This window comes from Nocardia sp. NPDC050630 (genome assembly GCF_044457245.1).
Taxonomy (GTDB): Bacteria; Actinomycetota; Actinomycetes; order Mycobacteriales; family Mycobacteriaceae; genus Nocardia.
Genome location: NZ_JBITGN010000006.1, coordinates 368,338 through 381,347 on the forward strand (window position 1 = coordinate 368,338; position 13,010 = coordinate 381,347).

Consider the following 13,010-nt stretch of genomic DNA (forward strand, 5'->3'; position numbering starts at 1 on the left):
CACTGCTGTCACTACCGATCGGAGGCGCAGGACTGCGCTGGGGAGTACGCGCGCAGACGTAGGGCGAATGTCGTCGGCAGGCCGATGTCCGGGTGGGAGTGTCGGGCGCAGGGTTAGGGCATGAACCTTTTTACCCAACCCGAGGCCATGACCTTCTTGGCCGATCACTATGGCCGCGGATGGCATCCCTGGCCGTTCTTCTGGATCTTCCCATTGCTGTTCTGGGCCACCATCATCGTCGTCTTCATATTCGCGCGGCGACGGTTCTGGGGCCACCAGAGCGGAATCGGCGCGCTGCGTATCGCATTCGCGCGCGGCGAGATCACCGAGGATCAATATCGGAGTCGCTTGGCCGTGCTGCGCGAACGCGACGGCAAGCCGCGCGGTGGTAAGACGCCGTCACGGGAGAACACACCATGAGCATGACCTTCGGCATCGTCATCACCCCGCGATCGGGAGCCGAATGGGTTCGCGCGGTACAAAGCGCTGAACAACAGGGCTACCGGACGATCCTGCTGCCGGACACCCTGAACACCGCTTCCCCATTCCCGGCACTCGCGGCTGCCGCCGCGGTGACCACCACCATCCGACTGCGCCCGAACGTCCTAGCCGCGCCCCTGCGCAATCCGGCCGCCACCATACGCGAAACCGCCGCATTGCAACTGCTCTCGGACGGACGATTCGAACTCGGCATCGGGTCGGGGCGTCCCGATGCGCGTGCCGAGGCCGAGCGGCTCGGCATGCCTTGGGGTTCGGCGGCCCAGCGGCGCGAGCAACTCATCGCCACCGCGCATGCCGTTCGCGAACAGGTCGATCCGGCGCCGCCGATCGTCGTCGCCGCGAACGGTCGTCGAATGCTCACCGTTGCAGCGGATTTCGCCGATCGCGTACTGCTGGCCGCCGGACCGGACGCCACCGAATCCGATCTCGCCGAGATGGTCCGGATCGTGCGGGACAATACCGATCGCGATGTGCGCTTCACCCATCAACTGGTCGGCATCGGTGACGAACTGCCGTTCTGGTTGAGCAAGCGGCTCGGACTCACCGCGGAGGGACTGCGTGCAGCCGGATCGGCGGGTGTGCTCGACGCTGATCCGGCGGCCGTGGCCGAGGTGCTCGAATATCGCAGGGAGAAGTACGGCATAGACGAACTGATCGTCCCCGGCGAACTGGCCGAAGCCTTCGCTCCGGCACTCGCCCGGTTCACAAGCTGATACGAAAAATGCCGCCCACCGGATTTCCGGCGGGCGGCATCTTCTAGCCGTTGCGACTTACTCGCCAGCTGCCTCGGCGGTGCCTTCGCCCGCACCCGTGAGCACGACCTCCGGCTTCTCCTCGGTCGCTGCCGCCTTGGTCAGCTTCGCCTTGCCGGTGAAGGTGAACTTGGCATTCTCGCCGGAGCCCTCGCCGTCCCAGCCCTCGACATCGACCACGATGGTCTGTCCAGCACCGATCTCGCCGAAGAGGATCTTCTCCGACAGCTGGTCCTCGATCTCGCGCTGGATGGTCCGGCGCAGCGGCCGCGCACCGAGCACCGGATCGAAGCCGCGCTTGGCAAGCAGTGCCTTGCCCTGCGGGGACAGCTCGATCTCCATGTCCTTGTTCCGCAGCTGCGTGGCGACGCGGCCGATCATCAGATCCACCATCTCCACGATCTGATCCGTGGTGAGCTGGTGGAAGACGATCACGTCGTCGATGCGGTTGAGGAACTCGGGCCGGAAGTGCTTCTTCAGCTCGTCGTTGACCTTGAGCTTCATCCGCTCGTAGTTCGAACCCTCGGCGTTGGACTGGGTGAAGCCCAGGCCGACCGCCTTGGAGATGTCCGAGGTACCCAGGTTCGAGGTGAAGATCAGCACGGTGTTCTTGAAGTCCACCGTACGTCCCTGGCCGTCGGTGAGACGACCGTCCTCGAGGACCTGCAACAGGGTGTTGTAGATCTCCTGATGTGCCTTTTCGATCTCGTCGAACAAAACGACCGAGAACGGCTTGCGGCGCACCTTTTCGGTGAGCTGGCCGCCCTCTTCGTAGCCCACGTACCCGGGCGGGGCACCGAAGAGCCGCGATGCGGTGAAGCGGTCGTGGAACTCGCCCATATCGATCTGAATGAGCGCGTCATCGTCGCCGAACAGGAAGTTCGCCAGCGCCTTGGACAGCTCGGTCTTACCGACACCGGACGGACCGGCGAAGATGAACGAGCCCGAGGGACGCTTCGGATCCTTCAGACCGGCGCGGGTACGGCGGATCGCCTTGGAGACGGCCTTGACCGCATCCTCCTGGCCGATGATCCGCTTGTGCAGCTCGTCCTCCATGCGGAGCAGACGGGTGGTCTCCTCCTCGGTGAGCTTGAACACCGGGATACCGGTCCAGTTGGCCAGCACCTCTGCGATCTGCTCGTCGTCGACCTCGGCCACGACGTCCAGGTCACCGGATCGCCACTGCTTCTCGCGCTCGGCACGCTTGGCGACCAGCTGCTTTTCCTTATCGCGCAGTCGCGCCGCCTTCTCGAAGTCCTGCGCGTCGATGGCGCTTTCCTTCTCCCGGCGCGCATCGGCGATCTTGTCGTCGAATTCGCGCAGGTCCGGCGGGGCAGTCATGCGACGGATGCGCATGCGAGCACCGGCCTCGTCGATCAGGTCGATCGCCTTGTCCGGCAGGAACCGGTCGTTGATGTAGCGGTCGGCCAGCGTCGCGGCGGCAACCAGCGCGCCATCGGTGATGGAGACCCGGTGATGCGCCTCGTAGCGGTCGCGCAGACCCTTGAGGATATTGATGGTGTGCTCGACCGTCGGCTCGCCGACCTGCACCGGCTGGAACCGGCGCTCCAGGGCGGCATCTTTCTCGATGTACTTGCGGTACTCATCGAGGGTGGTGGCACCGATGGTCTGCAGCTCACCGCGGGCCAGCTTCGGCTTCAGGATGGAAGCGGCGTCGATCGCGCCCTCGGCGGCACCCGCGCCGACGAGCGTGTGCAGCTCGTCGATGAACAGGATGATGTCGCCGCGGGTGTTGATCTCCTTGAGCACCTTCTTCAGGCGCTCTTCGAAGTCACCGCGGTAGCGGCTGCCCGCGACCAGGGAACCCAGGTCGAGGGTGTAGAGCTGCTTATCCTTCAGCGTCTCCGGGACCTCACCGTTGACGATGGCCTGGGCCAGACCCTCGACCACGGCGGTCTTACCGACACCGGGCTCGCCGATGAGGACCGGGTTGTTCTTGGTGCGGCGGCTCAGCACCTGCATGACGCGCTCGATTTCCTTCGAGCGGCCGATGACCGGGTCGAGCTTGCCCTCGAGGGCGGCCTGGGTGAGGTTGCGGCCGAACTGGTCGAGCACCAGCGAGGTGGACGGGGTGCCCGCCTCGCTGCGCGAACCGGATTCCACCGGCTCCTTCCCCTGGTATCCGGACAGCAGCTGGATGACCTGCTGGCGCACCCGGTTGAGGTCAGCACCCAGTTTCACCAGCACCTGCGCCGCGACACCCTCACCCTCACGGATCAGGCCGAGCAGAATGTGCTCGGTGCCGATGTAGTTGTGGCCGAGCTGCAGCGCCTCGCGCAGGCTCAGCTCCAGCACCTTCTTGGCTCGCGGGGTGAACGGGATGTGACCGGACGGGGCCTGCTGGCCCTGGCCAATGATCTCCTCCACCTGGCTGCGCACACCCTCCAGCGAAATACCAAGGGATTCCAGCGACTTCGCCGCTACGCCCTCGCCCTCGTGGATCAACCCAAGCAGGATGTGCTCGGTGCCGATGTAGTTGTGGTTAAGCATCCGGGCCTCTTCTTGGGCCAGGACAACGACGCGCCTCGCGCGGTCGGTGAACCTCTCGAACATCGCTCCCTCACTCTCCTGCTCCGACATTCTGGCGTCCGACGCTTCTGTGGCGTCAGCCTGCCATGAAGCCCGGGGGTTGCGGCCCCGGACTCCACTCTAGTTGGCCGGGGATTACGCCGCCTCCAGTCCACCCTATTGGGGACCAGCGACAGCATGGTCATTCACTCATAACGTGCTTGTTGCGGGATACGTTTCCGCTCGGGTTTTGCCCTCAGCGAAATCGCCGGTTGCCGCTTCCCAGTCGTGGTGTCAGCCGGTGAACGGCGGGACGAACTCGCACGGCACCTCGCGCGCATGCCCCGGATCGAGGGCATTGAGCACGAAGCGAGCGGTGCGGGGACTGCCCGCGATGGCCAGATGTTCGGAGAAATCGGACGCGCAGCCGTCCTGGACGACGATATTCGTGGTGTTCGGCCCCGGCACGAAGCCCGAGTCGTAAGGGACGACGATCTCGTCGAGGCTGCCCATGATGTTGGTGTAGGTGATGCCGGGAACGTAGACGCCGTCGCTGTTGAGATCCCGCAGGAAGGCCGAATCGCGCAATAGCTCGGTGCAGGCCTGGCACAGCGAACCCGCAGCCGCCTGGAAGTAGGGCCCGGCGCCGAGCCGGTCGGCGAACGCGGCCACATCCGCACCGCCGCCCGCATTGGTACCGCGCCAGGCCGGTGCGATTGATACGTATTTATCGATCTTGTCCGCACCGCCGAGCCGCTTGGCGTAGTAATTCGGCATTACGGTGCCCTGCGAATGCCCGACCACATCCACCTTGCTCGCCCCGGTCGCCGCGAGCACCCGATCCACGAACGCACCGAACTGCACCGCGCTCTGCTCGATCGGCAGCATCCCGCCCACCGCCGAGATCGGCCACGGGAGATCGTAGGCGCCATAGGTCAGCGAGAAGACGCAGTAACCTTCGTTCGCGAGCAGCGGCGCGTAGAGCCCCCAATTCGTCTGCGCCCCACCACCGGTACCGTGCGCGAGCACCACCGGATTCGGATGCTCCGCACTGGGTCGACACCCCCAATCATTGGACCCCGGCAGCGAGCCACCGTGATTTACCAGCTCGTTCGGAATTCCGGCAAAGAAGTTGTAGTCGACCGGATACTCGGCCTGCGCAATACCACCCGCACCAATCCACAGCACGGCCAGCACGGCAACGACGAGCGCGGACCCGGAAACACGCCGCATGAAGTCCTCCAAATCTGGAACGTGTTCCAGAACGTAGCGCAACTTATCGTCACCCGGAGGGCAGTTCGAGCAAGTCCGCTGCGAATCCAGTCCCCCCTCGCAGTACTCACCGGTAATGCGGCCGACAGTGTTTCGACCGTCGGCAGGGTGCGAGTTACCGGCGTCGATTCGGGAGACGTACGGCCCTTGCGTCGTAGCGGACTTACTAGAACACGTTGTCGCATCGGCGGGCGAGCCGACGTTGACGGCGGCTCGCGGCGTGCCGGCCGCGCGCTCGCGCAATCGCCGCGACGGGTCCGCGCTGGCCAGTGCGCCGGCGTGCTGGCCGCCGCAGGAAAGGCCGCGCAACAGTGCACGATTGCCGTCCGGGTTACGCAGCAGGGCAGGGCCGGCCAGCGTCCGGTAGCTGACCGTTTTCGGCCCGCAGACGGCCCGTCAGGCGCATTCGCGCGGCCTCGCGCCCGATGGTGGCCCGCATCGCGGAATTGGATGTGACTGCCGCGTAATCGCCCGCGAGAATGTAGTCCGATCTGGCGGATTCGCAGTTCGCATACCGAAACCGCCGTCGGCGAGCCGATCGCTGATCGACCCGCCGACGGCGGCATAGAACTAGGTACCGCGGTCGATTCCTACGCGAGGGAACGCGCACCAGTCCGCTGCGCACCGGACTGCCCGAATCCGTACTGCTGAGCCATGATCGGTGCCCGGTAGTGCTGACCGGCGGCCTGCGGACCGACGCCGGGCATCGACTGAACGCGCGAAACTTGCTGTGCACCAACCGAACCCGCAGCATGCGCGCGGCCGTGCTGGATACCGGCCACGAACAGCGCCCCGGTCAGCACCAAAAATGCCAGCGTGTGCAGAATCGCACGGAGAATATTCCAACGGACCCAAGCTGATTCGAAATCGGCACGCACCTTTGCCAGATCGCCGATCTGCGCCGGATCGCCCGCGGCCGCCAGTTGATCGTTCAGTGGAACATTCAATCCAGAGGTGACCGCGAAGGCGATCACATTCAGCGCCAACGCGACAGCGAGCCAGATCAAGGTAGTGCGGTGTTCCTTGCCCAGGTGCAGTGCCGCCGCGAGGAGGGTGAAACCGACGGTACCGAGGAATCCGAGCATGAACCACGGGTTGATGATGACCACATTGATCTTCTGCATCACATCGATCATCGCGCGATCATCGGTGCGGTTCAGCGCGGGCATCACCGATATCGCATAAGCGTAGAAAACGCCTGCGATCAAGCCGGTCGCGAGAGTGGCCGCCACCAGCGCGGCGAGTCGTAGCGCGAACATGAATTTCTCCTGCCTCGAAACCCGGACCTGGTCCGATTTACTTCGTCCGGTGATGTTTCAAGTACATCGGCAACCGTCGCGGCCAGCCATGGTTCAAGCGCTCGGCCACCTAAGCGAGCGTCCACGCCCTACGGCTTCACAAGTCTCGGTCGGAGATCAATCCACTCTGCATGGCCAAACCGGCCAGTCGGACTCTTTTCTGATTCTGCGGCAGATTTTCCACACCGAACTTGGCGAACAGTGCCCGCAGATGAGTCTTGATCGCATCGACGCTCAGGAATAATTCCTCGGCGATCTGTTGATTCGAAGCCGGCGTCGCGAAACCGGCGCCGTTCTTATATGGACGGCACAGCGCGACCAGCACCGCGCGCTGGGTATCGGTCAGCGAGCGCAGCGTGGGAATAGTGCCGGTCGAGGTCCGTGTCGCATCATCGACAACGCCACCGAAATCGTGGAACGACACCAGCGAGGTACCGACCCGGATCCGATCGCCCGCCATCAGCCGCCGCCGACCGACCAGCCGTTCCCCGTTGACGAAGGTGCCGTTGCGGGACAGGCCGTCATCGACGATCGTCCAGTGCGCACCGAGATATTCGACCGCCGCATGCAGGCGCGAGACCTCCGCGTCCCAGCACAGCGCCAGATCGGCCTGCGGGGAACGCCCGATGGTGACGCGCTGCTGGTCCGGGGTGAGCATGAACTCCTGCTGCCGACCCGAGTCATCAGTGAATCGCAACAGCGATCCGACGAAACCAGTCACTGCGCCGATACCTCATCTCTCCATACCGCCAGTGACGCCCTTCGCACAGTTCCATGGTGCCGCGTCCTGGTACCGCGAGCAAGATCGATTCGACTGCTGACCTTCCCCATATCGAAGGCCTATCACAAACGACCGCCGCCCGGGCGTCGCACGATTTGCCCGGGCGGCGGCCCAAATAAATAAGAACTCAGCCCTTCGCGGCCTTGTTGTACGCATCGGTGATGTCGGCCGAGATACGACCCCGCGCGGACACCTTGTGTCCATTCCGGCGCGCCCACTCGCGAATTGCCGCGCTTTGTTCACGATCGATCGAGACCCGGCTCTTTGCGGCTCCAGGAGCAGCAACCGCCGCCTTGACCCGCCGCCGACCGCTCACCCGCCGAGCACTCGAAACCCACTCTTCCAAGCCGTCGCGCAGCTTCGCCGCATTTGCCGACGACAGGTCGATCTCGTACGACACACCGTCGATCGCAAACTCAATGGTCTCGTCCGCGATGGACTCACCATCGACATCGTCGATCAGGCTAACGGTGACCTTCTTTGCCATGAGATGAACGTCCTCTCGAAATCGTGCGACCCGCATACTAGGCCGATTACCCGAGGCAAGAATACCCCGAATTCGAAAAATTCCAAGACGAGGGCTGAGCTATGCAATCCGATCGTCAGCGAGTGACTGGACGCACAATTGGGAACAGTATCGTTTCCCGGATTCCCAATCCCGTGAGTGCCATCAACAACCGATCGATTCCCATACCGGTACCCGTTGTCGGAGGCATGCCGTGCTCCATCGCAGCGAGGAAGTCTTCGTCGAGTGCCATGGCCTCGTCATCACCTTGTGCGGCAAGGCGCGCTTGATCCACGAACCGGTCGCGTTGGATCACCGGATCGACCAACTCCGAATAGCCAGTTGCCAACTCGAAGCCGCGCACATAGAGGTCCCACTTCTCGGTAACTCCGGGCTTGCTGCGATGCTGTCGGGTCAGCGGTGATGTCTCCACCGGGAAGTCGCGCACAAAAGTCGGGGCGTAGAGCTTGTCACCATACTGGTGCTCCCAGAGTTCTTCGACAAGTTTGCCGTGGCCATAGCCCTTGTCCTCGGGAATTTCCAGTCCGACCCGATCGGCGAGTGCACGCAATTCCTCGATCGAAGTTTCCGGAGTCACCGATACACCAAGTGCATCGGACAGTGATGGGTACATCTCGACCGTGGTCCACTCGCCGCGGAGATCGTATTCGGTGCCATCGGCAAGGGTTACCACCTGCGTGCCGAAGACCTCCTCGGCAACTTCCTGCACCAATTCCCGAATCATCCGTGCGGAGTCATCATAGGTGCCGTATGCCTCATAGGTTTCCAACATTGCGAACTCCGGGGAATGCGTGGAGTCCGACCCCTCGTTACGGAAGTTCCGGTTGATCTCGAAGACCTGTTCCAGACCGCCGACCACACACCGCTTGAGGAACAGTTCGGGCGCAATTCGCAGGTAGAGATCGATATCGAGGGCATTGGAATGGGTGACGAACGGGCGCGCCGCCGCACCGCCGTGCAGCGTCTGCAGCATCGGTGTCTCCACCTCGAGGAAGCCGCGGCGCTCGAGCGCGTTGCGCATCGCGCGCACCACCGCGACCCTGGTCCTGGCCATTTCCCTGGCCTCGGGACGCACGATCAGATCCACATAACGCTGCCGTACCCGCGACTCCTCGTTCATCTCCTTGTGTGCCACCGGCAGCGGCCGCAGGGCCTTGGCCGACATGGCCCAGGAATCGGCCATGACGCTCAATTCACCGGTCCGCGAGGAGATCACCTCGCCGCGCACGAAAACGAAGTCTCCGAGGTCCACATCGGCCTTCCAGGCCGCCAGTGCGTCGGCTCCCACACCGTTGAGGCTGATCATCGCCTGCAGTTTGGTGCCGTCGCCCTCCTGCAGCGTCGCGAAACACAGCTTGCCGGTATTACGCAGGAAAATGACGCGCCCGACCACACCGACCTGCAGACCGGTCTGGGTGTCGGGCTCGAGCTCCGGATAGGCGGCCCGAATTTCGCCGAGAGTATGTGTGCGCGGCACCACCACCGGATAGGCCTCACCACCATCGGCGATCATCCGTTCGCGCTTCTCGCGCCGAATCCGCATCTGCTCCGGAACGTCGTCCGCGGCGGGCGCGGGACGGTTGGCTTGCCCCGCAGGAACCGAACCCGCGGAGCGACCGGATGAAGGCGTGTTCGGGTTGCTCACGTTCGACAACACTAGCGGGCACCGGAAATCGATTTGCGAGCCGCCCGGGCACGACGGACCGCTAACGAATCAGTCGCGCCCGAAACAGTCCTTCATGTCCTGTTTCGCGGCCTTGTTCGGCATGACGAATAGCGGGCACGCTCCGGCAATCCTACGAAAACCATTGCGCGCCCGTATGTTTCGAGATGGAAGTGGTTCGGCCCGAATTTACAGTGTTGCCAGCGCCTCGACCTCGCGGGCGAAGTGCGGCGCACGAACCCCGACACTGAGCAGACTGGCCGCCTTCAATGCTTGATAGCCACCGATCACATCGGTAGCCCGATGCAGACCGAGTTCCTGCAGCGCGGCCGCGGCGAGACTGGAGGTATAGCCCTCCGAGCAGACGATGATCCATTCCACATCGTGATCGGTGGCCAGCGCCAGCCGGGCCGAACTCGACGGGTCCAAACGCCATTCGAGAACATTGCGTTCGATCACCAGAGCGCCCGGCAGTGCGCCCTCACGCGCGCGCTGCGCCTGCGGCCGGATATCGACCAGAATCGCGCCCCGATCCAGCGCCCGCGGCGTTTCGAAGGCATAGATCCGATTCAAGCGAGCCCGCGCGTTGTCGAGCATCTGATCGATGGTCAAACGGGTCATCACATATCACCTTCGGGCTGGTCGGTGAGGACGGTTCGGGAGCGCCGCAGGGTGCCGTGGCCGGTCACCTCGTAATAGGACATGGCGGTGAGCGGCGGTGAATAAGCGTGCACGCTGAGCGTCGGATCGAGCGGCCCGGCCGATTCCACCGCAGCTGGTGCGCGCATCACATCGTGCACCCAGCCGATAGGGAACGAGGCTTGATCACCCGCGATCAGGGTGCGTCGGCGCAGTTCCGTTCCGTTCCAGCGGAATTCCGAAAGCGCACCGCTGAGCACGGTCAATGCGCCGAGCGAGCCGGCGTGATCGTGCAATTCGGTGGATTTGCCGGGGGTCCAGCTGATCAGCCAGACATCGACCTCGTCGTCGGAAAGCAGCCGGGTGGCCCAGCGCTCATCGGTCGGCCAAATTCCGTCGGCCGGCAACAGATGGTCGTAGCGCCCGGCGAGTACGTCTTCGGCGCCCTCGTCGGTCAGCCGCAGCAGATCGGCGGGACGCAGGCGGGTGGGTAATGCGGAAGAGACGGCGCGATCAAGCGGCGGGGTGGCCGAAAGGGCATTACGCGCGGAATCGAGGGAAAGAACAGAAGAACGCATCAGCGAATCTCCAGAAGTATGTCAACGGTCGAGGGACTTGCTCAGCCTCGATCGGTCGAGGCATGTCAGCCTCGACAACACTCCTGGGTGCTCACGCGGGAATACACGGGTGCGAGTGTAGCAGCGCACAAACCGGCGGCAAAGTGGCTCGTCATGCGCGAGCACCCCGGGTCGGCATATCAGGCACCCTTACGGCGCTGATTGCGCTCGTAGACCAGGCGCAACCCGGTCAATGTGAGATGCGGCTCGTGGTGGTCGATGGTCTCCGATTCCGGCACGATCAACGGCGCGGTGTGCCCGGTCCCGACAACCGCGACATCGTCACCGGCGAATGCGTCGAATTCATCGCGAATCCGATCGATCAGGCCGTCCACCAAACCGGCGAAACCGAATATCGCGCCGGATTGGATGGCCTCCACGGTGTTCTTGCCGACCACCGAACGCGGCCGCGCCAACTCCACCCGGCGCAATGCGGCACGCTCGATGAGCGCCTCGCTGGAGATCTCCACACCCGGCGCGAGCACACCGCCGAGAAACTCGCCCTTGGCCGATACCAGATCGACGGTGGTGGCCGTGCCGAAATCCACCACAATCGCGGCCGTACCGAAACGGTGATGGGCCGCAAGGGTGTTCACGATGCGATCCGCGCCGATTTCCTTGGGATTGTCCACAAGCAGCGGAATACCGGTTCGCACACCGGGTTCCACCACTACATGCGGCACATGATCCCAATAGCGAGTGAGCATCGATCTGATCTCGCGCAGTACCGGCGGCACGGTGGACAATGCCGAAACTCCGACGATCTCCTCCACCTGCGCACCGACCAATCCGCGCACCTGCATGGCGAATTCGTCCGCGGTCAGCAGCGGATTGGTGTGGATCCGCCAGTGCCGCACCAACTTCGCGTGATTACCACTGCCCGAGAACAATCCGAGCTCGATGCTCGTATTCCGGACATCGATGGTGAGCAGCATCGGCTCAGACGTGAGCGACGGGCACGGAGGCGCCAGCCCGGGTAGCCACGGCGGGGCCCGGGAACGCCGCATCCGGCACAGCGGTCAATGAGCGCGGGGTGACCAGACCGGAACCCTCCGGGGCATGCGCCGGATCGGAACCGAGATCGGTCGCACGATTGTGCTCGTCGACGAAGACGACCTTCGGGGCGTATTCCTTCAACTCCGCCTCGTCCATCATGCCGTAGGCGATAAGAATGACCAGATCACCGGGATGCACGAGATGGGCTGCGGCGCCATTGATTCCGATCACACCCGAACCGCGCTCACCGGCGATCACATAGGTCTCCAGGCGGGCGCCGTTATCGATATCGACAATGCAGACCTGCTCACCCTCGAGCAGATCGGCGGCATCGAGCAGATCCTGGTCGACGGTCACCGAGCCGACATAGTGCAGATCGGCATGGGTCACCGTGGCACGGTGGATCTTCGACTTCATCATGGTGCGCAACATCGCTGTCGCCTTCCTAAATATCGGCCTGGGCAGGCTGGGAGTCGGTCGCGGCGGTGCGCGAATCGGGGAGTGTGGGATGGCCACCGTCGACAGGTGCGCCGAGTGCGACGGCTGTGTTGTCGATCAGGCGGGTCGAGCCGACCTTGGCGGCGACCAGCAGGCGGGCATTGCCGTTCGCCGGAGCGGGGCCGAGCGTGGACGAACGCAATTCGAGATAGTCGACATCGACACCAGGGGTCGCTTCGAGCACCGCGCGGGCGGCGGCCAGCACAGCATCCGCGCCGAGCGCGCCCGCATGCCGCCCCGCGGCCAGCGCCGCCGACAGGGCCAGTGCCGATTCCCGCTGTGCCGCATCGAGATACCGATTGCGGGAGGACAGCGCGAGTCCGTCGTGTTCGCGAACCGTCGGCAGCGGCACGATCTTGACGTCCATATTCAGATCGCGCACCATCTGGCGGATCAGGGTGAGCTGCTGATAGTCCTTCTCGCCGAAGAATGCCTCGGTCGGACGCGCGATATTCAGCAGTTTGGCGACCACGGTCAGCATGCCCGCGAAATGCGTCGGTCGACTCGCGCCTTCCAGCTCGGCCCCGATCGGGCCCGGATGCACGGTGGTGCGTGGGCCGTCCGGATACATATCCGAGGCGCTCGGCGCGAATACCAGCTCCACACCCTCCTTGCGCAGCAATTCGACGTCGGCGTCGAGGGTGCGCGGGTATTTGTCCAGATCTTCGTTCGCACCGAACTGCAGCGGATTCACGAAAATCGAGACGATGACCACCTGATTGGTCCGCTTGGCCCGGCGCACGATCTCGAGGTGCCCCTCGTGCAGTGCGCCCATGGTCGGCACCAGCCCGACGGTACGACCGACGCCGCGCAGAGCCTTGGAGACCGCGGCGATCGCCTCGGGATCGTGGTGCACGGTCAGCTCGCCGCGGCGATACGCGCTCTGCTCGATACGGGGCCCTCCGTGGTTAGGCACGCTGGCTCCTCTGGTCCTGTCG

The 13,010-nt window shown here is 64.0% G+C and carries 13 protein-coding genes; 2 read left to right on the forward strand and 11 right to left on the reverse strand.

From position 1 onward, the window contains the following. The first annotated feature begins 120 nt into the window (after nt 1-120). Together ACIBG0_RS18910 and ACIBG0_RS18915 are read left to right on the forward strand one after the other, a co-directional pair. Entirely contained in the window at nt 121-420 is a 300-nt protein-coding gene (locus tag ACIBG0_RS18910) for a hypothetical protein (RefSeq protein WP_397033994.1), read from the forward strand. Continuing rightward, the gene (locus tag ACIBG0_RS18915; protein ID WP_397033996.1) at nt 417-1,214 is read left to right on the forward strand and encodes an LLM class flavin-dependent oxidoreductase; all 798 of its coding nucleotides are present in this window, start codon (nt 417-419) and stop codon (nt 1,212-1,214) included. The genes ACIBG0_RS18910 and ACIBG0_RS18915 overlap by 4 nt, the downstream gene beginning before the upstream one ends. A 57-nt stretch (nt 1,215-1,271) precedes the next feature. On the opposite strand, the gene ACIBG0_RS18920 is transcribed toward ACIBG0_RS18915, so the two are convergent. From ACIBG0_RS18920 to panC, 11 genes are all read right to left on the reverse strand, one after another. Next, a complete protein-coding gene (locus tag ACIBG0_RS18920) occupies nt 1,272-3,827 on the reverse strand; it encodes an ATP-dependent Clp protease ATP-binding subunit (protein WP_397033998.1) in 2,556 nt (851 codons plus the stop codon). Between the two features lie 249 nt (nt 3,828-4,076). Continuing rightward, entirely contained in the window at nt 4,077-5,015 is a 939-nt protein-coding gene (locus tag ACIBG0_RS18925) for an esterase/lipase family protein (protein WP_397033999.1), read from the reverse strand. A gap of 629 nt (nt 5,016-5,644) precedes the next feature. Then, nucleotides 5,645-6,313, reverse strand: a complete 669-nt coding sequence (locus tag ACIBG0_RS18930; protein WP_397034000.1) for a DUF1772 domain-containing protein — start codon at nt 6,311-6,313, stop codon at nt 5,645-5,647. 136 nt (nt 6,314-6,449) lie between these two features. Beyond that, nucleotides 6,450-7,010: an FHA domain-containing protein gene (locus tag ACIBG0_RS18935; RefSeq protein ID WP_397034095.1), complete on the reverse strand. Its 561-nt coding sequence runs from the start codon at nt 7,008-7,010 to the stop codon at nt 6,450-6,452. A gap of 250 nt (nt 7,011-7,260) precedes the next feature. Continuing rightward, complete coding sequence (locus ACIBG0_RS18940) at nt 7,261-7,620, reverse strand: Lsr2 family protein (protein WP_040686163.1); 360 nt, start codon at nt 7,618-7,620, stop codon at nt 7,261-7,263. A gap of 115 nt (nt 7,621-7,735) precedes the next feature. Continuing rightward, nucleotides 7,736-9,202: a lysine--tRNA ligase gene (gene lysS, locus ACIBG0_RS18945; protein WP_397034097.1), complete on the reverse strand. Its 1,467-nt coding sequence runs from the start codon at nt 9,200-9,202 to the stop codon at nt 7,736-7,738. 309 nt (nt 9,203-9,511) lie between these two features. Next, nucleotides 9,512-9,943, reverse strand: coding sequence for a rhodanese-like domain-containing protein (locus ACIBG0_RS18950; RefSeq protein WP_397034001.1), 432 nt, complete (start codon nt 9,941-9,943; stop codon nt 9,512-9,514). After that, on the reverse strand, nt 9,943-10,539 hold the full coding sequence (locus ACIBG0_RS18955) for a cysteine dioxygenase (RefSeq protein WP_397034003.1): 597 nt from the start codon (nt 10,537-10,539) through the stop codon (nt 9,943-9,945). The genes ACIBG0_RS18950 and ACIBG0_RS18955 overlap by 1 nt, the downstream gene beginning before the upstream one ends. 179 nt (nt 10,540-10,718) lie before the next feature. Then, nucleotides 10,719-11,513 (reverse strand): type III pantothenate kinase, encoded by a 795-nt coding sequence (locus ACIBG0_RS18960; RefSeq protein ID WP_397034005.1) that lies wholly within the window; start codon nt 11,511-11,513, stop codon nt 10,719-10,721. Nucleotides 11,514-11,517: 4 nt separating this feature from the next. Beyond that, nucleotides 11,518-12,006 (reverse strand): aspartate 1-decarboxylase, encoded by a 489-nt coding sequence (gene panD, locus ACIBG0_RS18965; protein ID WP_397034007.1) that lies wholly within the window; start codon nt 12,004-12,006, stop codon nt 11,518-11,520. A gap of 13 nt (nt 12,007-12,019) precedes the next feature. Beyond that, nucleotides 12,020-12,988, reverse strand: coding sequence for a pantoate--beta-alanine ligase (gene panC, locus ACIBG0_RS18970; protein WP_397034009.1), 969 nt, complete (start codon nt 12,986-12,988; stop codon nt 12,020-12,022). Nucleotides 12,989-13,010 lie beyond the last annotated feature (22 nt).